Genomic DNA, 22,241 nt, shown 5'->3' with positions numbered 1-22,241 from the left:
CCATTCTCGGGCCGCCGCCGGTCCGACCGATGTGCTTGAGTCTTCGATCAACTATCTGGGAATTTCAGTCTATCCCGGCATCTACCGGATGACCCGGAAATAATGCCTTTGTCACTGCTGTCATCACCGACTGTATAGTACACCCAATCATTGCCATCTGTTCGTTTGAACTGTTCAGCAGGATGAGGCCAGTTTGTATTTAACCCCCGTATGAATTTGATTTCCCCGTTCAAATTAAATATAAATTCATATTCCGGGGTTTTTATTTCAGAGTATTTCCCATACCGCAACGGGAATTTCGCTTTAACGGGTTTCCGGGGACCCTGCTTTTCTACGTTGACTGCAAGGCTGTTTAACGGGCTATACATAATGTATTTCCCCCTCCTGAATTGCCATGCCAGAGGAATTTGTCATGAGACCTTTATCATAACGCCGGAAATCAGCCGCGCGGTTTTTACGTCAGCTGAATTTGCTTTGTTGGGTTCATTATTTTGATGGGAATGAACGCCATCCACCAATCGTTCCAACCAAATATAACAAACCAACCAATAATATACCAATTGAAAATACGATATAACGTGAGGGCACAGGCAATGATACGTCCAAAAAACCTAAAACAATCATAAGCTCAGGAATAAACAAAATACCTCTTAAAATAGAAAGAAAACTGATTGCTGCAAGAACCTGTTTAATCCATGGCAATGGGCGGATATATCCAGCACCAGATATTGCATATAGTCCAAATATTGACAGAATAATTCCAATTAGTATACATGCGATAGCAAGAATATCGTTATTTTGCACTAATACTTCAGGAGCGCCAAAGTACACACTCACAGTTTATTTTTTGGCGATACGTGCTTGTGGATTGAAGCAATTAGTGGTAATTGAATCAGCTGTTTGTTTTATCGACGCATTGTTAAAACCATGTACAAGGAAGTCCCATGCCTTATTATTGTCAATATCATCCGACCAAACTGGCTCACTGGTTGTGCCCATTTTGCCAGAAGGCCTTCTGCCCGTCCTGCATATCGCCGCGCACAGGCGGCTACTCGGGCAAAGAAACCTGGTATTTCTGCCCGTCATGTAACCGGCAGGCCCAGTGGATCGGTGCAGCCAATACAATGGTGCCCTTCTGGGAAAGGATTCACAAGTTTTTCCAGTATCCGCTGAGCATCCAGCCGTTATCCCTCATGGTGGTGCTGGCGCTTTTGTCAGTGATGTTTTCCGGCAAGGGGCTGATGCCGGCGCTTTTTCGATTTGTGGTTTGGGCTGTGATGCTCAAGTACGCTTTTGCAGCGCTCCGTACCACGGCAAAGGGGGATCTGAGGCCGCCGCCGATTAATTCAAAAACCGTTGGCTCCGATTTTGAGCTGGTTTTCAAGCAGATTGCCCTGTTTGTGATTGGATTTTTCGCCTCGGTTTATGCCGGTGTCCTCCTGGGTTCTTTGGGCTCCTTGCTGGTCCTGCTGGCCGGGATTTTGCTTTTGCCAGCCATGATCATCGTCCTGATCTCGACCGAAAAGCTCTTACATGCCATAAATCCATTGGTATTCGTTTCCCTGGCTGCCCGTATCGGCTGGGGGTACCTGGTGATGTTTTTGTTTCTGGCCATTTTGTATTTTGCCCCTTTTTACCTGGGCGGCTACATCGTATCGTTGATGCCGGAGTTCAGTCACAGATTTCTTTTCAATCTGGCCCAGAATTACTACACCCTGGTTTCCTACCATCTCATGGGATATGTAGTGCTTCAGTACCATCAAAATATCGGTTACGAAGTCAAGTATGAGGATTTTAGGGACCCGACCGCCGGAAACGCCGCCGCAGTTCAGCCGATTACCGATCCAGTTGACAAGACGCTGGCGGATACGGCCATCATGGTAAAAGAGGGGCGGCACGATGAAGCGATAAAGCAAATTGAAGAGGTCGCGGCGGTCCAGGGATTTAGGGATGTCAAGCTTTCCGAGCGCTATTATTCCTTGCTGGAGATGAAAAAGGCTTCGGAAAAGTTGAGTCAACACGGTCCTGTGCATTTGAATCTTCTGATCGAGGCAGGCGCCCGTGAAAAAGCCTGCGCGGTTTATAAGGCCTGCCTGAAGATGGATGAAAACTTCGTCCCCGAGGCCCCCAACCTGTTTAAGATCGCCGGATGGCAAAACGGCATCGGAAAAAGTCGGGAATCGATTTTGACTTTTAAACACTTCGTCAAAACATTCCCGGAACATAATCTGGTTCCCATGGCCTATTTCCGCATCGCCGAGATTTTAACTGAGCGTATCGGCGATCCGGAAAAGGCGCGGCGGGTTTTACATATGCTGATCAAGCGCTACCCCGAACATGACGTAATGGCTCAGGCCAAACATCTTTTAAAACAGGTTGCCGCGGTATAGGCAGGTCAACCCTATACCTGCAGCTTTGGCAAAGGGGAGGGGGGATTTCTTGGTGGCTCCATGCTTCAATGTCTCTGGATGCCCGATAATAGGCATTACCATGTGCTAACGATGTTGGCTTCCGGGGATGCCGGGAAACGGGTGCGGATCATGTCGGCACAGGCATTTGATTTTTCGGTATCACCGTTTTCACGAAAAGCGGTGGCAAGCCGCAGCAGGGCCGGGGCCAGGCCGGCCAATTGTGGTCGCTTTTTCATCAGGAACCGAAGCATTTTTTCGGCCGTCTCAATTTCGCCTGTACTCAGAAGCAGGCTGCTGATTTTTAAAAACATCTCAGGGGGCAGTTTGGGTCTGGCGGTCAATGACTGGTATTCGGCGTATATTTTTTTGGCCTTTTCATGGGAGTCGGGGCGGCTGGCCAGTTCGCTCAAAAGGCGCCGGGCAGCGTCATGGAACCGATCATGGTCAGGGTCGAGTTTTTCGATGTTAAACAGGTGGGTCAGGGCGGCGACATGACGAGGCTGGCGATTTAAAAAATCGTTTAGGTACCGGCGGGCGTTGTCGAAATCGATGTCCTCGATCGCCTGCAGGGCGCAGTCTAACAAGGGACTGTCCGTATCTTCCGGCGCTTCTTCGAAGACCGTCTTATCGTAAAGTCCGATCACGTGCAAATTGACCACGCCCAAAACCGCCCCGACCGCAAGACCCCCGGCATGGGCCATAAAGGCCACGTTGGTGACATCGTTGTACATGGCCCAGGAATACAGTTCCTTTCCTATCCAGACGGGCAGCAGCAGGATGCCCCACATCTTGAAATAATTGAAGTAAAAGCCGAGGGATAAAAAGACCTTGATTTTCTTGAACCCGTAAAGCACGGTCATCAGGCCCATGAGCCCCGAGATAGCCCCGGATGCCCCGATCAGGGGCTGGGAACTGTCGGCGTTGACCACCCAGAAGAGGCTCACCGCCCCGATGCCGCCGATGATATACCAGGCTGTATACCAATGTCTCCCGCATCCGACTTCCAGGATGCAGCCCACCAGCCATAAAAAGATCATATTGCCCAAGAGGTGGCCGAAGCTGCCGTGTAAGAACATGTGGGTGATCATTGTGATCGGACTGGCCTCTGCCGGGATAAATCCATACCGATGAGTCGTGGTTCGGGCCAGCTGTTCTTTAAATGCCTGCCTTTGTTTTTTCCAGTCAGCGTATTCCGGATCGCCCGGAGAAATGATTTTTTCAGCTTCCAGGTCTGCCATGAACTCGGCATCGGTCTGCATGACACCGAGCACGTAGTTGATTTGCCGGGCGTTTAAGGCGGCATCCGGGTCGGCCGGGATTTCGATATCATATTGTTTGGCCTCGTCGAATGCGCCCGCTTCGGCATAGGCAATATAGTGCCGGGTTTCGATTTCGGCCAATCCGGACTGGTAGTAGTAGTGTATGGCTTTTTCAGCCTCTTTCGTGTCATTGAACTGAAAAATAAAAAAGACCAGGCAGTTGATCAAGATCAATGAAATGGTGATAATCGGCGGGTTTTTCAGACTGATTTTTCCGGTAATGGGGATAATCACTTGAAAGCTCTCAATTGCTCAATATTCGAGGATAATATGCAAACATATTCAAAAGGAACACCAGCAACAAGCCAACGTTGCAAATAACCGGTGTAAATTAAGCGCAGCGGAATTTGCATCCGAGTTAATTTGCCTTGTTATGAGAATTGATGTACATTCGGAGCAACATTTCAAAATTATTCTTGATTGCCCTCGATCAATCCCTTTTCTTTTAATATTTCAATTACAATGGAAATCTTTGATCCAGCCATGGTCCCGCCCAAAGAAAGCATAACCGAGCAAGCCTCCATAATCTCGTCAGCTGTAGCACCTTCATCTATTGCTTTTATGGTCTGCCCAAGGATACACCCTCTGCAACCCATAACAATAGCCCCGCACATTGCCATCAATCTTTTGGTCTTGGTATCAAAGATTCCGTCTTGATAAGTCTTCTGATAATGAGAATCGTACAGCTCCCCCTGGTCTTTCTGCCATTCGATTAACTTCCAAAAATTATCGCTTATATGGTTATACTCTTCTGCCAAGCTCGAATGTCCCATCTAATTACCTCCTTGGTGTTGAAATTTAAATCTCTTATTTTTAGGATTTTCGGCATCCATTTTGTTTTCATAAATAGTCGGTTTTGCCGGAGGACAAAATCTTCTCATAACGCGAAAATCACAGGCGCATGTTATTTTGCGTCCTGTGCATTTATTGGTTCGGCAAAACCGCTACTTCGTATGTAACTCAGTTCTGTCAAGAATCAAGACCCCGTTGCTTTTCAAAAGTAATACCTATTGCTTAACTGAAAAGGGATTCAGAAACTGCCGTCTCCAAAGAAGCTTCTTATCTACTTCATTTAGCTCAGCTTCTTCACAGACGGCGTCCCAATGCTGTTCGATTGTAGCAGTCAGGTTACCGAATATTTCGCGGGCTTCTTCTTCAGAAAGAAGGAAGTTGTGAGCGGTCTCAAGGCACGTTTTGAGTCGGCTCAGATTGTTGTCGCCAGATATGAGCATGGCCTGTGAAGCCTCATTTCCTGTGCGGCCTTGCGGACAAATGTCATACGCAGGTGTCAGGGTCAATACTTTACCGTCCCAAAACGCAGCATGATTCCGCGCATGATCGTCGGTATTGCCACACAGAATATTGAAGACGAGCCGAGAGAACAGCTCCTGCAGCGTATGCTTCGGATCGGTAAAACAGTGGCGGATAATCTCAGATAACGTTTCATAGCTGGCGTACCGCGCCATCATGTCATCTAAGCGAAATAGAGTTAGAGCTGAGACCATGGCCCTTCGTGCCCACTTGTCACCTTTTGGCACGCGGTCAAAGCGCTCGATCAACAGTATGTCTTTGTTAGCTGCTTTGGCCTGTTTTACTGGCGCAGCATTCAACCCGGCCAATTCAGCCAAGCGCATGGCGATGAATTCAGCTTTAACGACGCTATACAGATCGGAGCTGGATGAAAACTTGGCCACGTATTTTTTGCCCTGGTCTTGAATTACGGCTTTAGGACGAGCGCCACCAATAGAGCTGCCATGGAACAACGCCTGATCCAACTCCGGTGTAAGGGGCTCGCCTTTTTCGACCCGTTCTGCAGATTCAATCAATTCTTCCATACTGATATTATTTGCTATACGTGGCACATATTCTGTAGGGGAGAGCTGAAAATCAAGCGCGCCGATCCGGTCCGAGCCAGACTCCAGTAGGTAGGTCAGTTCATTTAGCTCGGCAGTATCAGTGTCGGCGCCTTTAAGCCCGAACTTTTTGTTGATAATCACACGCCGGCCCCACGCATCAGGCGCGGCATCCCTGATACAGCCGGGTATGGTCAAGCCCTCGGGCAAGGGAAGCACCCCGGCCTTTAGCGGCAATTCGGGTTCGTAAATTGAAATCGCAGGTTTGCTGTCACCGATACGATCCAGGTAGCTTTTACCATAGTTGAACAGGATATTGCCGTTATCCGCTTCAAGCCGCCCGGCTACGACAGGCTCAGTTTCGCCCGGCAGCCATATCCAGACAAAGGCTTCTTTCTCTGTCTTAGAAGTCATCGCGCACCGCTTTGGATTTCTTGCGAACAGATTTTGGCAGGAGCGCCAGCTTTTCCTTGGTTTGACGCAGGTATTTCGGCAACGCGCTTTCATCGGTATCAAACAGCTTGACACCAACAATGGTTGCCACTTCGAACACGGCTCCGATTTCACATTTGAGGTTTCCTTTTTCGATGCGTTGCAGCAGTCCTCTAGAAATACCAGCGCGATCGGCCAATTCCTGAGCAGTGAGCTTGCGCTCATTACGCGCTTCGCGGATCAACGCTCCGAGCAGGGCAGCCGCATCGCGGCTATAGCGTGAGTAGGTGCGTGTGATGGATTTTGGCATCATCTTTCCTTTGGTCCGCATATGGATCATCAGATAGATTGATGATCTTTCTGTGAACCACAGATAATGAATTTTCATCAGCTTGTCAAGTCTAAATTGATCCGCTTGTAAACCATGTGATCCTCTTATGAGCTATATAAAGACCATATTTTAACAATCTTTGGATACAGTTTACAAAAAGCTATCTGATAATTTAGGGACGAACGGCGCAAATCAGCCGCGCGGGCTTTTGCGTCGGCTGAATTTGCATGGAATTAAGTATCGTGTCCCCGGAATTCCGTAAGACACGACCACCGCAATAAGAGAGGTAACGAATCCAAGCACTGCCGCGATCATGCTGTCAGTCATGTCTTGTTTCCTTCCGTGCCCAACGGCGCTCTTCAGAGGGTGCGGCTCTTTGCAATCCGCTGCAAGAGCATGGTTAAGTTTTTACTTTTTGGCAGGTTTCCTGTATCTAATTTCTTTGTGTTTTTCTGGTATTGAGTCAATATATCTTGACGGCTTTAGTCCAAACGATGCCTTTGAAAATGTAGCTCCACCAGACCTGCTTCTGCATGAAAACAAATGCAATTGTTGTTTTGCACGAGTCATTGCAACGTAGAATAATCTTGCTTTTTCCTCTATATCATCACCACCTTGAGGCAATATTTGCTCAGACATTCCAATAACACAAACTATGTCCGCTTCTAAACCTTTTGAACTTTGCAAGCTGTATATCTCTACAGGAAGAAACGAACCACCCAGGGCAGAGATGGTTTTGTCAATACGCCATTCTTCGATCTCCCGTAAAAATCCTTTTGGACTCACACCGGGAGCAACGGCCTGTCCTGTTCGATGTAAAAACTCAGGCAGGTTGTCTCTTTTGCCCACTTTGCTGCTGTCCATAAGATTTTTAATGGGTTCTATACAACCAGACATAATGGCATTTTCAATTGGATGTTCGTCAACTCTTTTAGCCCTTTTGGTGAAGATTTCATAGTAAGTTATTCCATCACTCACTTCTCGCCAAAGATCCGCCCAATAGTCAGACAATTCTTTTCGGCGGTCATTTTTTCCTTTTTCGCTTAATGGCAACGTGCCTACCAAATCGTCGTAATTATTTGTTATTAAATCGATAAGATATCTTGTGATAGCATTGTCGTTTGGATTCGAATACCATTGCATTAGGTATTCATATCTCGTTAAACCTTCTTTGGAGGGCTCTGTTCTATATACGTAACGAATGCCTCTTCTTAAAAAGGTTTCTCTAATATGTGGCAAATAAAGTTTATTTGGAATTAGAATGATTGCCGATTTATTATTTTTGACGGCGGATTCGCATATATTAGCCACGGTATTTGATTCATAGATTTCTGAGGGGAGATTATGAACAATTATCTTTTCATTTCCTGAAATATCCTCACTAATAGTCAGCGGTGGTTTCTCCGCCCTATCAGGACAAAATGTTTCTACAACTGATCTAGCCTGCATATTCCGGATGATTCCGGCCACCCATTCCGATTGATGTCGGCCACCGATTCCGGATGAATCCGGCCGGCGATTCCGGACGAAGTCGGCCACCGATTCCGACGGAAGTCGGCCGGTGATTCCGATTGATTCCGGCCACCTGCCATAAGTCATTTTCAGAGCAAAGCTTCGCTGGTTTAACAACATCTTTAAAGGTAAGTTGTGCCTTCCTTTAACCAGAGCCGGGAGGTACAGATGCCAGCGGAGCGAATAACCATGCGCAAAATCAGAGAAGTTTTACGTCTTAAGTTCGAATGCGGGCTCAGCAATCGCCAGATTGCCAACAGCACCAGTGTGGCTCGCAGCACTGTAGGCGATTATGTCAGCCGGGCCAGGGCTGCAGGCATTGCATGGCCTTTAGCCGATGATATGGACGACCAACAGCTGGAAAAACTTCTATTCTACCAGGTATTGACTGCACCCACGCCACAGCGGCCTCCCCTGGATTTTTCCTATCTCCACAAAGAACTCAAGCGCAAGGGCATGACCCTCATGCTGTTGTGGCATGAGTATAAGGCCCAAAACCCTCAGGGCTATCAATACAGCCAGTTCTGTCATCAGTACCGGCAATGGTGCAACCAGCTCGATGTGACCATGCGCCAGGATCACCGGGCAGGAGAAAAACTGTTTGTCGACTACAGCGGCATGACCGTATCGATTACAAACCCCAAAGACGGCATGATCCGGAATGTACAAATCTTTATTGCCTGTATGGGCGCATCCAATTACACCTATGCCGAAGCAACAGAGAGCCAGGGACTTGCTGACTGGATCGACTCCCATGTCCGGGCTTTTGAGTTTTTGGGCGGTGTTCCGGAACTGGTCATCCCGGACAATCTCAAAAGCGGTGTCACCCGGGCCTGCCGCTATGAGCCGGATCTAAACCCGACGTATCTGGATATGGCCAATCATTATGACACTGCAGTGATCCCGGCGCGCAAACGGGCGCCCAAGGACAAGGCAAAGGCTGAAGTGGGCGTTCAGATCGTTGAGCGCTGGATCCTGGCAAAGCTTCGCAACCGCACGTTTTTCAGTTTAACCGAGCTCAACCGTGCCATTGCAAAGCTTCTGGAAGAATTAAACAACAAGCCGTTCCAGAAAATGCCCGGAACCAGAAAAAGCGTGTTTGAAGCTGTGGACAAACCAGCCCTAAAACCCCTGCCGGTACATCGCTATGAATTTGCCTGGTGGAAAAAAGCCAAGGTCAACATCGACTATCACATCGAAATCGATCGGCATTATTACAGCGTACCCCATCAGATGGTCAAAAAAGAGATCGATGTCCGGCTTACGGCCAACACGGTGGAATGCTTTTATAAAAGCAAAAATATCGCCGCACATCCCAGAAGTGATCGCCCCGGGAGGCATACCACATTAAAGCAGCACATGCCGGAACGTCATCAGAGATACCTGCAATGGACCCCTGAGCGCCTGCTGCGATGGGCTAGGCAGATCGGGCCCAGCACAGCTGAGTTGGTTCAAAACGTTATGAAATCCCGCATACATCCCCAGCAGGGCTTCCGAAGTTGTCTGGGGATATTGCAGCTGGGCAAAAGTTACGGGGAAGAGCGTCTGGAAGCAGCTGCCAAACGAGCCAACGCCATCGGCGGGCTCAGCTATAAAAGCGTTGAGTCGATCCTGAAAAATGGCCTGGATCAAAAGCCTTTGCCGGATGAAGACCCGTCAGGGGACTGCATTGAGCACGCCAACATCCGGGGGCAAAAGTACTTCCAGTAAAAGGTATGGATCTGATCTGAATTGGGGGCGCTGCCCCCAAGCCCCCGGGGTTTGGCGCATAAAAGACCAAAGTATGAAGAAAAGGACCGTACACTTGGGTACGGCCCCCATACTTCGGCCGCCCCTGGCCGGCGCTCGGGTCGCTCCCCAGCGTTGCCCTATCCTCCGGCAGAGGCGTTTATAGCATAGGTCATGAACGATATTTTGAACAGACAAAAAATAAGGGAGCCTATCATGCTGACCCATCCGATTATAGAAAAACTGCAGGTGATGAAGTTTTACGGTATGTGCAAGGCCTTTGAAGAGCAGCTTCAGATGGCCGATATCGGCAAATTTTCTTTTGAAGAGCGCTTTGGTCTGATCGTGGACCGTGAAAAGACAGAACGGGAAGACAGGCAGCTCAAAACCCGGCTGCGCAAGGCAAAGCTGCGTCTTGCAGCCAGCATTGAAGACATTGATTTTAATCATCCTCGCGGGCTGGATAAAGGACTGATTTTGTCGCTTGCATCCTGTCAATGGCTAAAGGCCCATCATAATGTATTTATCACCGGCCCGACAGGGGTGGGCAAGTCGTATCTGGCCTGCGCCCTTGCCCAGAAAGCCTGCAGGCAAGGATATAGTGCCCTGTATCTGCGCTTGCCCAAACTGTTTGCCGACCTGGCCCTGGCAAAAGGAGATGGGCGCTACGCCAAACTGCTGTCCACATTGGCCAAAACAAACCTTTTGGTCCTCGATGACTGGGGGCTGTCGAAATTAAACAAGGAGCAGCAGAGAGACTTTCTTGAGATAATAGAAGACCGCTATGAACTGCAGTCAACCGTGATTACCAGCCAGTTGTCGGTGTCGCACTGGCATGAAATCATTGGTGATCCGACAATGGCCGATGCCATACTCGATCGTATGGTCCACAATGCTTATAAAATCGATTTGAAAGGAGGCTCTATGCGGAAGAAAAAAACAGCGTTGACTTAATCCCGGTAATTTGTGAGAAAAAAAGAGCGTCGCTTTGCTCCGAAAAAGTGGCCGACATGGACCGGAACAGGTGGCCGGAATCATCCGGAATGGGTGGCCGACTTCCTCCGGAACAGGTGGCCGGCTTCGTCCGGAATCAGTGGCCGACTTCACCGGAATACGCACTAGCCCCTATGGCAATATGCTCAGGACATCTCCAGCTAACTGAAAGCCTTCCGATACGAGGATTTTGATCGAAGTATGATTCAAAATTTTTAATGTATTTTGGATCACCCCCACGAAATGAATAAATGCTTTGGTCATCATCACCAACAGCGAACACACCATCCTCTTGACCTTCTGAAAGTAGCCCTATAAAGTCACACTGGGCTTCATTAATATCCTGATATTCATCAATAAGCAAAAACCGGGTTTTTTTTCTAAACTCAGTCGCAAAATCTTTCCGTTCAGCTAAAAATCTACAAGCCAAAAATATCAAATCATCATAGTCTACATAGCCAGACGATCTCAATATCGTCCTATATGCCCTGCAAACGTTGCAAAGATCAGATTCATCTTCTTTACAATTACCCTTTGTTCTACAATTTTTAACCGCTGTACAAATGTCTGTTTCAAATCCTTCGATTCTTGCTGCATCTCGCATCAATACGTTTTTGAACTCTTGATTGGCGAGAACTGAATAATCTTTCGGTAATCCAAAAAATTCTGGAAATTCTCCAATAATTGAATTACCAAGACTATGCATCGTATTGATAATACTGGGACATTTGTCGACTCCAGCTTCTTTGCTTTTATTTGATAGTCGAGTACGCATACTCATTGCTGCTGCGGTTGTGAACGTTATTACTGATATTTCGTCTGGATCCGCGTTCATTTCTGAGAATAGGAATAATATCCGTTTTTCAATTTGATATGTCTTCCCAGTTCCGGGACCTGCGAGAAGGAGAATAGGCCCAGGAAAAATAGAATAGGCGTGCAAGGGGTCTTGGATTTCAATCATACATATCCTTCGTTGACTTAAAACTTAACGCGTTGATCACCGGTTTATCCGGTGCATTATCTTGTTGGAGAAATTTGTAATCGTGGTCCGTTCCCTGTTTTTTCTACAGTTCGTGATCTGGATGGGATGAACTTCAAATTGCTGAGCCAGTGCAACCAGCGTTTTTCCCCCTGCCATTGCTGCCAGTGCACCTTCGCCTTGAAGGTTGCCGAATGTTTTCTTCTCGTCCTCTTTGCCATGGTTCTGTCCTTGTCTATCCCCTTTCATGGGCATTAGTGGTAGCAGATTTTCCACTTAACAGCTTGTTCAATTTTCTGGGGCCACTTCTGTGGAGGCAAATGATAAAGCTATGTGTATAATGGGCTAGTTCATTCCAAGCTACAGTATTTCCTTAACATCTTTATTATCTCCATACTCTTCCGCAACAGTTTCAATCAAACTATCGATATTTATATTACCTCCTCCACCTAACTTCAAAGTTCTAATAGCTTCGACCCATTGACCTTTACCTGATTGACCTATATTAATTAAAGATAAATCCCCACCTGCCGCTACCCATATTTGATTATCTCGCAATCCTCCTGGATAAAGCTTACACATAATTTCAACTAGCTTTTGCTCTCGGGTGCGTTCGATTGTAGCATCTGAAAAATCTAGTTGCTCCAGCAGGCCGAACAGGAAGGCGGCCACGTTGGCCGATGCGTAAAGTTGGGAGCCTTTACCGTCCATTTGCCCTTTATCGTCCACAAGATCGGAAATTCCGCGAAGCAGCAGGGTTTTAATCAAGGGCCGCATGCGACAGACTTCCAGAAAGCCGAGGCCTTCCATTTCGATGGCAAGAGCATGGCTGGCGTTTTGTTTAAGGAATTGATGAAGGTCTGAATCAATGGAAGTATCTACCTTTTCACCGGAAGCAATGGTGCCGGTATAAGTGCTGATGACGGAAACAAATTCCGGGTTCAGTAGCTTCTCAGTTGTTTGTTTCCAGGCTTCGCTTTTTGCATACTGACCGGCCAACTGTTCCAGGGCATATGTGGAAGCACCAAATTGTGGCCGGGGTTTAATATTGTTTTCTTCGGCCTTTCCGCGCTCGTAACCGTAAACGTCCCGTCCGATTACAATGTCACCGACGTTTACATCCTTCAATCCCCCGGCCACACCTGCAAAAAAAATGTATTCGGGATCAAAATGGGCGATAGCGCGTTCAGTTTCGATTGCGGCATTCACATTGGTTTGATCGGTACGGACAACGATCACTTCAAGGGTTTCACCGGTGAAGAGGTAGGTGCCTTTGGTATAGTCGGTGCCGGTTGCAGGGTGTACTACCGGCTCTATGTTTTTTAAATGCTGCTCGATAGCGCGACGTTCCACTTCCAGCGCGGTAAGAATAATGATGGGTTTCTTCATAGTGATTGAATAAGTTGTGTTAATGTGGAATCTCCGTGAAATTCTTTCTGCATCTCTTTTATTAATTTTTTTACCGATGGCGAACCACCCTTTCGAATATGATTTATGGCGGACGTCCAGCTTTGCTTTCCTGAAACACCTTGATGGGCGAGTTCTTCTAATTTCCCACCTGCGTTCGTCCACAACCCATTTTGAGTTGGTCCTAAAGGATAAAGCTCCACCGCTTTGGAACGAAATGCCTCCCACCATTCATCATGCGTAATCGCATCAGACTTCAATCCAGTAACCGAAAGACCTAACCGTCGAAAAAACCCGAGTAAGTGGATACATTGCAATAAGGCTGGTACCAAGTCCTTTCTATGAAAGCGATTATTGTACAGATCCTCAACTACCTTTTTCCATCTGTTATTAGAAACAAGCCGACCAAATTCTTCCGCCTCTGCTGGTGAAAAGTGATGGTTCTGTATCAACTGCTCTGCGTGATTTTCTCCCAATCCGGGCAGTACATTGAATAGCTGTAGCTTCTTGGTTAGCGGAATGGTTTTACTGCTGATAACATGCTGTTGCACTTTCTGGGATTGCAATCCGTTTTTCAACTCAGCTTCGAGGTCATTGTAGCTTAATTTGCCGCTGGCGAGCTCCTCAATCAGCTCTAGAAGCGTTGCGGTAATGAATCCAGAACGTGCTTTCTCGGGAAGCTCTGGCCAGATGGACACCCGGTGGGGATAGTCTTTCAGGCTGCTATACTTTCCAATGCTTATGGCATTTAGCAGAGTTCCGCTAAACGCATTTCCAGCCAGCAGGTGATCGAGAATTTCGAACAGGGTGTGCTGTGGGTTGGAAATGCCCGACCACACTTCACTGCCTTGTTCAATGGCTGCTTTCCAGCACTGTTGCCAACCTTCGCTTGCAATGTCGATGCCTTTCAGTAACTTGCTGTTTTCGGTAATCAGTTTTCCTGCGATGCGGTGCAAGCGGGCATCGGTGTGACAGGCTGCTACGGGCACAAAAGAACTGCCGTTGATGCTTCCGGACAGAGCTTGGAGTGCTATAGTATGATCTTGATCAGTGTCGATACGCAACTGAGCTTCGATGGCCTTTTCAGCAGAATAACGCTGCACAGCCACTTTCGCGTGTAGCACAAGCCAACCCTTTTGTTCGGCCATGTGCAGAACTTCTTCGGCAACTGCTGTTTCCAGTTTTGGGATTTTTTGGGTCAGCTCGTTTTCAGCATCATCCGGCAACCAGGAAGTGTGTTGGGCAATCAACGTAGGTTCTTTTTTCATCCATTGCCACAAAATGGGGGCATCGCTAGGTTGTCGTTTTTTCAGCCGGTTATTTGCATAGCCCAAAACCGTCCTGACCCACCAGTTTTTCGTTTCAGCTTCCAGTGCTTTTGCCAGCACAACACCGCACTCTTTCGCTTGTTTTCCTTTAAGAAGATGGTTGGTGAGCCAGTCACGCAGTGCATCCGAAGCGGAAGTTATTGCATCCGGGAATCCTTTCCAGCTTTGGTATATGAGAACCATGAACATATTTACCGGTGCATTGGGAATGGCTTGAAGAATAGCAGTCATCAGCCTGTTTTTGCCTTTGATGCCAAGCCTTTCATTGGGACTAATCTGCGAAATAAAATTGGCCAATACCAACAAGTGGTTAAGCCTAGGGTCCTTGTCGAGGTGGTGGTAGGCTTTACCATAATCCTCAAGCCGGTTGAGCGTTTCTATAGAGTCAATTTTCGGGGCAAAATCATCGAGCAAGGTTTCAAAGGGAGCTGCCTTTTTAGCATCTCCTACCAGCCAGTTTGCGGCTGAGGATAACAGTGTCTGCGATTCACCCTTAGCGATTACACGAAAGGAATGCCGTTCCCACAGGGTTTTAGCGTATTCGGGAATGTAAAGTAGGCTGACATATTCGTTTTTAACATAAGAGGGGCCGAATGCCGCTCCGATTTTTAGCATGTGCTTTACTTTGGCCGGTAACTTGGGCCAGATTCGGGCCACCCATTCCCAGAAGCCTTCCTTCCCCAACCAAACAAATCGCTGGTTTTGCAGCAAGGCATTGGTGGCGGCAGCTTCCCTTCCATCCACTGCTCCTGTTGTCATCATAGCTTCCTGGGATTGGTACTCCAGTGGGGTCATTTTCGCTTCTTTTTGAATGCCGGGCAGGTGATATTGAAACAGGTTACTGAGGTTGCGCACTCGGTGCAAGTCAGCTTTTGGGATAAAAAGGGTGTGCGAAAACACCCGTCCGGAACGTAGCCCTGGACTCTTATCAGGAAATGTTTTAATTAGCAGAAAATGATCTTCGGCAAAAAAACCGCGCACCACAGGGCCGGACAAAATCCCTTCTTCAGGTCGGTCGGCCAAATCAGTGTAGCCGCTTACCCTTCTAAACAGCTCGTTTTTTGCATCGGAAGCAGCTATCATATCGTACCCGGAGGTTTTTCCCTGCACTTCTCCGTATATGGCCTGGTGGATAACTATCATAGACTCAGGGCTTTTTCGATAAGACGGGTCAGGTCTTTTTCCTTCGGACTGTCGTCCAGTACCAGATAGCCTAAATTTTGAGGCATCTCGTCTAGATATTTGTCGCGGGCCTCATCAGTCTTCAGAGGGAATTCCTGTGCGGATACTCCAATGATCTCGACGGCTCCTGGCAACCAGTTGGCTGCAATGAACTGGGTGAACAGCGGCAATTTCTGCTGCAAAATTTCTTCCGGTGTCGAATCGGTATTGAGCTCGTCCCAGCAGGTTAATGCAATGAGCAATGGCGGGGTATCGATGAGGTCTTTCATGCCTGTGCCGCGTGCGTGCAGCAGCACTTGCACTAGCTCGATGAATTGGGATTGATCGGAAGTACCGTAGATTGGGGAATTCGTTTCTTTCGGGTCTTTTACAGCATAACCCTTCTTGCTTAAATCGAAGCGGTGTTCAATTTCTGATGGGCGAATGAAGAGGATCCATCGGTCGTTTGTTTTCGCCCGATCAATCCACGTTTTGTCGTATTCCATCATTGCAACGAGGTCGCGTACCTGCTCCCCGCCATAATCTTTGCAATGTAACACAAATTCCTGCCCTTCATGTATGACCGGTATTTTTACCTCCAGGTTATCGGTAGAAGGAGTTGATTCCGTTTCTTTCCCTTCAGCCAATCGATCGTAGGCGCTTTTGATGCCATCGATGTTTTCAGGTGCGGAAGCCAATTGCAGCTTTCCTTTTTTATCCATTAGGCGACCATATAATTGGGCCAGAAAGGTGGTTTTCCCCGATCTGGGCGGTCCGATGATCAATATTTCGTTATTTGTTGCCATAGCTGCCTCGGTATAAAAAGAAAAAATCATCTGTTTGAATAGATACAGGTGCGATGCGCAGTGGCTGCGGGTTGGCCAGTAGGTTGAGCACCGTTTTTGCCACACCTACATTATTGATGTGACAAAGCTGGTCGGAGTCGGATTTCGAATAATTGCTGATCTCCAGTGATACGGCTCCGGGAAAGGTTTCGGACAGGCTTCGTTTGATGGCCTCCACAATGTTTTCACGCATCTGGTCGGCCAGATCGGCTTTCGCCCATACGATCACCACCGGCCTACCTCGAAGGCCGCTTTTTAACTGTTCGGCTAATTGAACGATGTCACGTCTCGCCCTGCCCCGCTGCTCGATAATTGCCTCGCAATCAACAAACAACAGGAATGCATGGGCATTGTCATAGATCCAGCGGGCATTTTCAGCAGCAGGATCGTTCACGTTATCCGCCCATTTTGAAAATACTTCGCCTGATGAGTCAGCAAACAAAATGTCGTGTAAAAAACCATCGTGGCGCATCGCCAAGTGGTAGAGGCTGTAAAAATCCTTGTCGGAAGGCGTGGCATTAGGGTTTCGTACCGTGCCGTCTTCCTGCACCTGCAATGTTTTGGCCTGCAATTCCCACCCGTTCAGCGTATAGCTACCGGCAAAATCCCAGTTTTCGATGCGCTTTCCGTTGAACAGCAGCGAGTACAGCATGGCGAGATAGGTGGTTTTTCCCGCCCCGGACGCTCCTACCAAACCGATGATTCTGGGCGTACCCCGGTGTGTCAGAAGATCGAGCTGTTCGGGCCGCAACCATTCTCCCGTCCAAGGAATGGACGTAGTCGCAGCTGACCTTTTCGCAGTTTTGGCCAGTGCTTCTGCAGCTCCTGCTTTTTCGAAAAACGGACATTGCTCGTGCAGCGGGCCAGCTAATTCAAGACAGAAGTCATCAGGTGCATGGCAACCTTCTTTGCTACATCTTCGCTTTACCATATATTACCTCATTTAGCGGTTACCAGTTTCTGGGCTTGCAACCCGTGAAACAACCACACCGCCAGATCGGATAACGGCAGTTTGGCTTTTTTGTCAATACCCGTTTCTGTTAAAAAATCGGTGGTCTCACCCGACTGCACGACATTGGCCCATGCGTTAAGCAAGGGTTTGCGTTGTTCTCCTTGTTCAGCATATTCTTTCAATGCTGATTGAATGTTCTCATGCAGGCTAAGGCTATCCTTTAACCAGTCTGTGAGTGGGAGTTCTTCGGCTGCCTGATCTCCGTGCACGTCTTTAAGCGTTTCCCGCAGTAGGTAATCCACACTTTCCGGATAAATAGCCTCTACCTGTTGGGCCAGGTCGAGCGCCATGCCAACGGCCGCGCTCAATTGGTCAAGGCTGCGGTAACTGGTGTTCAGCATACGAGAATATAACGATTGCTTCCACCAGAGGAGCTCGCTGCGCTTGTTGTTGGCGGTGATGCTGTTGGCGATAGAAGTATTCATGTCTTCGAAAAACGACTGAAGTTCGGCTAAATAAGCGTCCAGTCCCTTTTGTATGGAGGGTGATATGGAGGAAAGGGATTTGGTTTGTTGTGTTAATGCTGAATTTACAACTGCAGCAATTCCTTCAGCTGACTGTTCGGCCATATATTTTGGCCACTTCCAGTTATTTTGACCTTGATGATGAGGGTTTGCCCCTCCTCCAGCACTATCTTTCCACCCAGAGTGAACCATCGCATCAAGTAAGTGGTTCTTTAGAACTTCTTCATCTAATTGAGCCGCTTTCACCCCCGAAATGGAAATCTCAGCTCCTTTAAATGTATTAGCCTGAATTTTGTGACTGATTCCCCATGCCGCCTGTCCATTTTCCTCCGTTCGGTCGGCCAACTCCTGTAAAAACCCACTGATCACACTCTCCTCCGAATCAAGCTGATAATGCCTAATCACATCTCGGGCTGTCAGCCAGACAAGAGCTGCCGTAGCCGCATCGTCTTTTGACAGTTGGCTCAGCGATTCCAGAATCACTGCCCGCACGTAGGTGGTGGATTTATCTTTGGTGGCAGTCACACTGTTCTTAAAAGCAGTCCACTTTTTGATGATGATCGTTTCCACCTGCTGCACCACCGGGTCGCTGTCTTTTACCTTTGGGTCGAGCGCCACTAGGCAATAGGGGATGGTATCGGACTTTACCTTTCTTCTTGTTAGGTATTTTTTAACTTCTTGCACGGCCTTCTTCAGGCTATCAATGTTTTCTTGGACATCAGTTTTGATGTGCTGTTCGTTAAGGTAAGTTTGAAGTATTGATTCAGTCATTTAAAATTGTTCCTTTTTTCTTGTCCAATACATAGGACATTAAAGTTTATTATGTATTTTTAACATTTGTTCGAATAATTATGTCTCTTATAGAAAAATCTTGAATACTTGAGATATTTATGAGTTTCATTTTTCTTTGAGCATAACGCTTCACATCACCGGCAGCAAAATGCAGAGCGACGAGGAACGAGGAGCGGCGCTTTTTGCTGTCCGAGTGCTTGTGATTGTTAGCCCTTTTCCAATATCACTGTCTTGTGAAAAAGCATGTTCGGTCCATCAGTATCGATCAACCCGACTTCTCTGGCTTTTTTGATAGTCTCTTCAAACGCTGATTTTGAAACATGAAATGGAGGCTCCACTATGAGGACTTGTCCATTTGGTTTTAGTATTGACCTTATCTCATCAAAAAGCCCTTCCTTGTTTTGAATCTCGTGGACCACATAAAACAATAAAACAAAATCAACGTGATCTGATACCCCTATTTTACCCTCTTCGCATTTGTGCAGTTTGATTCGCGCCTCAAGTTCTGTACCGTCTATCTTCTCTCTTACCTTTTGAAGCATCCCTTCCTGTAAGTCGCAAGCAATCACCTGCCCCGATTTGCCAGCCATGAGAGCCATAGCAACCGAGAAAAAGCCTGGGCCACATCCCACCTCAAGAACTGTCATTCCCTCTTTTATATATGGTCCTAGTATTTTCTGAGGATTTTGGAACCACCTCCGAATTCTATTATCAAGACTACCCGCTCTTTCAACCGGGCATACACGATTACATCTATCACTCATTTCATTTTTTTCCTTATATGGGCTAACGTTGACCTGTGCTGCGCGGCCCCGGTGCCTGCAAAAAGAAACTGCGACCCCGCGTCAGCACGAGGAAATGGTTATGTGCTTTTTATGTCATTTATCTTTTTTTCAAGATCTGCAATTTCAAGCGGCAAAGTTTCAAGCTTTTCAACCTCAAAATTGAAATCTGAATAGACTAAACTTCGTATCTTTTCTTTTTTGGCAGGGATATACTCTAAAATATTCGGTTTTTTTTCGAAAATTAAAGAGTACAGAAAAAACAATACTATAGGCATTGCACCATTAATTATATATGTGAATTGCTCCATTACATTCCATGAATACTTATAAATAAGTCCGAATGTAACTATGTAATAACCTACTACAACAAGTGCGATTATTCCTTTATGGGTATTAATTTTTTTGTTGACAATTCTATCATAAAATTCCTTATTTTTTCTTAGAGTATCGTTAGATTCTTTTTTCTCAGCCAAAAGCATTTCATAAGAATTTAGAGAAGTACTCAAGGCTTGTTGCTCTGCCTTATTTTTTTTCATTTCTGTTTGTTTAATTTCTGCTTTTTTCCTCTCAATCTCAGCTTTGAGTTCAGTGTTTTCTTGGCAGTGCATTTCTGCCTGCTTTTTTGAGATCTCCTGCTCTCGCATGAATCTTTCGATACTGTCTTCTGAGATAGTGCTTAAAATTGATTTGATTTCATCCTGCTTTATTTCTTCAGGTTTCCTGGCTTGACTTCTCAAGTTAACAAGTCTCGCTTTTGCTTGCTCTTCAGTAAGTTCACCATTTTTGAATTGAGTATTCAGTTCATCAAATTTTGCACCAACTGACTCGTTGAGAATAGAGGATAAATTCGTTTGGGCTTTCGTAATAATGCTCAGTGAATTCGGAAAAGCATTTTCCCCAAAACCTTTATTAAGTTTGAACCAAAATTTGTTTGTTATCCAATAAAGGTTTGTTGCCAAAGGGACAGTACCTTCATCTTTGACTTTTGCATGCCATGCAACTTTTGCCGTGGTTGAGTTGCCTGTTAAAAGGATATATGGAATATTGTAAAAATTTTTCTGATTATTTTCTTTACGTAAAATACTGATGTAGTTTAGAGCAGAAATGTTTTCTGAAATATCTTGACCAAACTCATCTGACAAATCTTTGATGGTTTCTAAGTCAATTATGTTGTACTTAAAGTTATCTTCATCGGAAACTGTGGGACCAGATTCCTCTGTGATTCCATTTCTTTTTAGGAACTCGTAAAACTCAGTTTTCTTTTCATTTACATCACTGGAGTTTTTGCAACCTTCAATTACAGTCAGCATTGCGGTTGTTCTTGGGTCAGGCGCGCCTTGACCTCTTACAATGTACTCAGCTTTTGTAAAAAAACGTTCAATCCGATCTTTTACTTCAGAAAAATACCTTAATCGAATTAGTTTCTTTTTCGATTTTTGATTAATTTCTGTTACCAAATTAAAGAAATCATCAAAATTTGACTTAAAAAGTATTCCATTATATCCAGCGAAATGATAAAGCATTTCTGTATCTAAAAATATATTAAGTTCAGATTTCCAAGAGCCTATTTCATTCAAGTTTGGATTATGGGTCAAACCTGAGTATAAAATTACACCTTCTCTGATTTTTGCTAAGTCGTTTCTGAAAGTTTCAAACTTGTTGTTTTCTATAATATAACCACTTATGTATTCAGAATAATCTTCACTGTTAGCCCAATCCATTAAGAATGAGAAAAATGATTGCACAATACATTCTTTTTCTTTTTCTTCTATACATATGTCTTTTTTTTTTCGATATAGTTAATTAACCCGTCAACAATATCGCTACTTTTTTGTAAAGACATATCTTTAAGTGACGATACATCATTACTTGTTCTTTCAAATTCTTTATCGACTGAAAATATATCTCGTTCTTTTGTGATATGGTCTAGCCTTCCGAGTGATGTGCTTACAACTGCTTCTGGAATAGTGAAACCAAATGAATCATTAAGTAGATTTGTGATTTCTGTTAATGTAAAATTGTATTTGCCATTTGTTGATATAATTTCATTTAAAAATCTACTTATTATTGCATATATATCTGTCTGGCTGTTGTATAGCTCTCTAAATACAGCTAAGGATGCTAATGATGTGATTTGTTTTAATCTTTCCATAGCTTTTGCTTTCTTCAGTTTAATTAATCTTCGCCTGGTTCTCTTTACACATAATGATTAAATTCAGCGGGCGCCGTAGGCGATCCGCTGGAATGATTGGTTCGCACTTTTACTGTTTATTTATTTCTTTTTTTCCACGATTCGTAAGCTGCCAGGCAGATTTTGGACCTTTTAACCCAGGAACCATCTCAAGCAAACCAGCATCTCTCAGCTTGTAAAATTCGATTTTGACTAAATTTTCAGACTTAATTCCAGTAATATCTCTAGCCTGAAAATTGGTTATTCTTTCGTTTGTTTTAAGGAATTCTAAGATTGCCTCTGTTGGCGCAGCAAGAGGTATGTGTGGCAAAACAACCTTGACATAATTTTTGTCTTCAAAAATTTCTGGGTCTTTCAACCCCCATTCTTTCATCTTCTGGAAAGTAGTATTAAGCCCCTCTCCTAGATCCTTGTTTGGTGCTTCTTTATATCTGTTGAGAGTTCTGACAATTTTAGAGTTTCTCGAATAACGTGCATCCAAGATATTTTCAACAGTTACATATCCGGGTAGACGTCCGGGGCTTAACACCTCAATTCTGTTATTGAAAATCAAGATTTGAATGTCATCAGATATTGAGTAGTCACGGTGTATTAAAGCATTGACTACAACTCATCTCAAAAAAACTAGACATAAGAACTTGATTATGCAATATAATCAAGATGGACATAACAAATGAACAATGGAACCGGATAGAGCC

20 protein-coding genes are annotated in these 22,241 nt (G+C 45.8%); 3 read left to right on the top strand and 17 right to left on the bottom strand.

The features are described from left to right. Positions 1-486: 486 nt before the first annotated feature. Complete coding sequence (locus HNR65_RS17570; RefSeq protein ID WP_181552839.1) at positions 487-804, bottom strand: hypothetical protein; 318 nt, start codon at positions 802-804, stop codon at positions 487-489. A gap of 140 nt (positions 805-944) precedes the next feature. On the opposite strand from HNR65_RS17570, the gene HNR65_RS17565 reads away from it, so the two are divergent. Continuing rightward, entirely contained in the window at positions 945-2,390 is a 1,446-nt protein-coding gene (locus tag HNR65_RS17565) for a tetratricopeptide repeat protein (protein ID WP_181552838.1), read from the top strand. 95 nt (positions 2,391-2,485) lie between these two features. Here the strand turns inward: HNR65_RS17565 and HNR65_RS17560 are convergent, their stop codons facing one another. The 5 genes from HNR65_RS17560 to HNR65_RS17540 all read right to left on the bottom strand — a co-directional run bounded on the left by HNR65_RS17560 (position 2,486) and on the right by HNR65_RS17540 (position 7,795). Beyond that, on the bottom strand, positions 2,486-3,964 hold the full coding sequence (locus HNR65_RS17560; protein ID WP_181552837.1) for a rhomboid family intramembrane serine protease: 1,479 nt from the start codon (positions 3,962-3,964) through the stop codon (positions 2,486-2,488). A gap of 176 nt (positions 3,965-4,140) precedes the next feature. Next, positions 4,141-4,503, bottom strand: a complete 363-nt coding sequence (locus tag HNR65_RS17555) for a carboxymuconolactone decarboxylase family protein (protein WP_181552836.1) — start codon at positions 4,501-4,503, stop codon at positions 4,141-4,143. 234 nt (positions 4,504-4,737) lie between these two features. Next, complete coding sequence (locus tag HNR65_RS17550; RefSeq protein ID WP_181552835.1) at positions 4,738-5,997, bottom strand: type II toxin-antitoxin system HipA family toxin; 1,260 nt, start codon at positions 5,995-5,997, stop codon at positions 4,738-4,740. Then, complete coding sequence (locus tag HNR65_RS17545) at positions 5,987-6,403, bottom strand: helix-turn-helix domain-containing protein (RefSeq protein ID WP_232364833.1); 417 nt, start codon at positions 6,401-6,403, stop codon at positions 5,987-5,989. The genes HNR65_RS17550 and HNR65_RS17545 overlap by 11 nt, the downstream gene beginning before the upstream one ends. Before the next feature lie 351 nt (positions 6,404-6,754). Then, the gene (locus tag HNR65_RS17540; RefSeq protein WP_181552834.1) at positions 6,755-7,795 is read right to left on the bottom strand and encodes a 3'-5' exonuclease; all 1,041 of its coding nucleotides are present in this window, start codon (positions 7,793-7,795) and stop codon (positions 6,755-6,757) included. A gap of 252 nt (positions 7,796-8,047) precedes the next feature. On the opposite strand from HNR65_RS17540, the gene istA reads away from it, so the two are divergent. Both istA and istB read left to right on the top strand, forming a co-directional pair. After that, complete coding sequence (istA, locus tag HNR65_RS17535) at positions 8,048-9,568, top strand: IS21 family transposase (RefSeq protein ID WP_181552833.1); 1,521 nt, start codon at positions 8,048-8,050, stop codon at positions 9,566-9,568. A 234-nt stretch (positions 9,569-9,802) separates the two neighbouring features. Further along, positions 9,803-10,540, top strand: a complete 738-nt coding sequence (gene istB / locus HNR65_RS17530) for an IS21-like element helper ATPase IstB (protein WP_181552832.1) — start codon at positions 9,803-9,805, stop codon at positions 10,538-10,540. 136 nt (positions 10,541-10,676) lie between these two features. On the opposite strand, the gene HNR65_RS17525 is transcribed toward istB, so the two are convergent. The 11 genes from HNR65_RS17525 to HNR65_RS17475 all read right to left on the bottom strand — a co-directional run bounded on the left by HNR65_RS17525 (position 10,677) and on the right by HNR65_RS17475 (position 22,096). After that, on the bottom strand, positions 10,677-11,540 hold the full coding sequence (locus HNR65_RS17525) for a UvrD-helicase domain-containing protein (RefSeq protein WP_181552831.1): 864 nt from the start codon (positions 11,538-11,540) through the stop codon (positions 10,677-10,679). Between the two features lie 36 nt (positions 11,541-11,576). Then, complete coding sequence (locus HNR65_RS18325) at positions 11,577-11,834, bottom strand: hypothetical protein (RefSeq protein WP_181552830.1); 258 nt, start codon at positions 11,832-11,834, stop codon at positions 11,577-11,579. A gap of 84 nt (positions 11,835-11,918) precedes the next feature. After that, positions 11,919-12,947, bottom strand: coding sequence for a phosphorylase family protein (locus HNR65_RS17515; protein WP_181552829.1), 1,029 nt, complete (start codon positions 12,945-12,947; stop codon positions 11,919-11,921). Continuing rightward, positions 12,944-15,436 (bottom strand): GAP1-N1 domain-containing protein, encoded by a 2,493-nt coding sequence (locus tag HNR65_RS17510; RefSeq protein WP_220128446.1) that lies wholly within the window; start codon positions 15,434-15,436, stop codon positions 12,944-12,946. Before HNR65_RS17510 ends, HNR65_RS17515 begins: the two co-directional genes overlap by 4 nt. Next, a complete protein-coding gene (locus tag HNR65_RS17505; RefSeq protein ID WP_181552827.1) occupies positions 15,433-16,260 on the bottom strand; it encodes a TRAFAC clade GTPase domain-containing protein in 828 nt (275 codons plus the stop codon). Before HNR65_RS17505 ends, HNR65_RS17510 begins: the two co-directional genes overlap by 4 nt. Continuing rightward, a complete protein-coding gene (locus tag HNR65_RS17500) occupies positions 16,247-17,230 on the bottom strand; it encodes a TRAFAC clade GTPase domain-containing protein (RefSeq protein ID WP_181552826.1) in 984 nt (327 codons plus the stop codon). Before HNR65_RS17500 ends, HNR65_RS17505 begins: the two co-directional genes overlap by 14 nt. Positions 17,231-17,238: 8 nt before the next feature. Further along, entirely contained in the window at positions 17,239-18,546 is a 1,308-nt protein-coding gene (locus HNR65_RS17495) for a GTPase-associated system all-helical protein GASH (RefSeq protein ID WP_181552825.1), read from the bottom strand. 227 nt (positions 18,547-18,773) lie between these two features. Next, positions 18,774-19,331 carry a class I SAM-dependent methyltransferase gene (locus tag HNR65_RS17490; protein ID WP_181552824.1) on the bottom strand — a complete coding sequence of 186 codons (558 nt, stop codon included), beginning with the start codon at positions 19,329-19,331 and terminating at the stop codon, positions 18,774-18,776. A gap of 98 nt (positions 19,332-19,429) precedes the next feature. Beyond that, a complete protein-coding gene (locus HNR65_RS17485) occupies positions 19,430-21,097 on the bottom strand; it encodes a hypothetical protein (RefSeq protein WP_181552823.1) in 1,668 nt (555 codons plus the stop codon). 23 nt (positions 21,098-21,120) lie between these two features. After that, a complete protein-coding gene (locus HNR65_RS17480; protein ID WP_181552822.1) occupies positions 21,121-21,504 on the bottom strand; it encodes a hypothetical protein in 384 nt (127 codons plus the stop codon). Between the two features lie 109 nt (positions 21,505-21,613). After that, positions 21,614-22,096: an ATP-binding protein gene (locus tag HNR65_RS17475; protein ID WP_232364832.1), complete on the bottom strand. Its 483-nt coding sequence runs from the start codon at positions 22,094-22,096 to the stop codon at positions 21,614-21,616. Positions 22,097-22,241: the final 145 nt, after the last annotated feature.

Source organism: Desulfosalsimonas propionicica (assembly GCF_013761005.1).
In the GTDB taxonomy this organism is placed as follows: domain Bacteria; phylum Desulfobacterota; class Desulfobacteria; order Desulfobacterales; family Desulfosalsimonadaceae; genus Desulfosalsimonas; species Desulfosalsimonas propionicica.
Note: the sequence above shows the minus strand (reverse complement) of the source record. Positions and strands in the feature narration are given on the sequence as shown.

What these genes read in the sequence shown, in the direction of transcription:
- HNR65_RS17565 (WP_181552838.1), top strand. Translation starts at nt 945, where the DNA reads ATGCCTTATTATTGTCAATATCATCCGACCAAACTGGCTCACTGGTTG.
- HNR65_RS17555 (WP_181552836.1), bottom strand. Translation starts at nt 4,503, where the DNA reads ATGGGACATTCGAGCTTGGCAGAAGAGTATAACCATATAAGCGATAAT.
- HNR65_RS17550 (WP_181552835.1), bottom strand. Translation starts at nt 5,997, where the DNA reads ATGACTTCTAAGACAGAGAAAGAAGCCTTTGTCTGGATATGGCTGCCG.
- HNR65_RS17545 (WP_232364833.1), bottom strand. Translation starts at nt 6,403, where the DNA reads ATGAAAATTCATTATCTGTGGTTCACAGAAAGATCATCAATCTATCTG.
- HNR65_RS17540 (WP_181552834.1), bottom strand. Translation starts at nt 7,795, where the DNA reads ATGCAGGCTAGATCAGTTGTAGAAACATTTTGTCCTGATAGGGCGGAG.
- istA (WP_181552833.1), top strand. Translation starts at nt 8,048, where the DNA reads ATGCGCAAAATCAGAGAAGTTTTACGTCTTAAGTTCGAATGCGGGCTC.
- istB (WP_181552832.1), top strand. Translation starts at nt 9,803, where the DNA reads ATGCTGACCCATCCGATTATAGAAAAACTGCAGGTGATGAAGTTTTAC.
- HNR65_RS17525 (WP_181552831.1), bottom strand. Translation starts at nt 11,540, where the DNA reads ATGATTGAAATCCAAGACCCCTTGCACGCCTATTCTATTTTTCCTGGG.
- HNR65_RS17515 (WP_181552829.1), bottom strand. Translation starts at nt 12,947, where the DNA reads ATGAAGAAACCCATCATTATTCTTACCGCGCTGGAAGTGGAACGTCGC.
- HNR65_RS17510 (WP_220128446.1), bottom strand. Translation starts at nt 15,436, where the DNA reads ATGATAGTTATCCACCAGGCCATATACGGAGAAGTGCAGGGAAAAACC.
- HNR65_RS17505 (WP_181552827.1), bottom strand. Translation starts at nt 16,260, where the DNA reads ATGGCAACAAATAACGAAATATTGATCATCGGACCGCCCAGATCGGGG.
- HNR65_RS17500 (WP_181552826.1), bottom strand. Translation starts at nt 17,230, where the DNA reads ATGGTAAAGCGAAGATGTAGCAAAGAAGGTTGCCATGCACCTGATGAC.
- HNR65_RS17495 (WP_181552825.1), bottom strand. Translation starts at nt 18,546, where the DNA reads ATGACTGAATCAATACTTCAAACTTACCTTAACGAACAGCACATCAAA.
- HNR65_RS17490 (WP_181552824.1), bottom strand. Translation starts at nt 19,331, where the DNA reads ATGAGTGATAGATGTAATCGTGTATGCCCGGTTGAAAGAGCGGGTAGT.
- HNR65_RS17480 (WP_181552822.1), bottom strand. Translation starts at nt 21,504, where the DNA reads ATGGAAAGATTAAAACAAATCACATCATTAGCATCCTTAGCTGTATTT.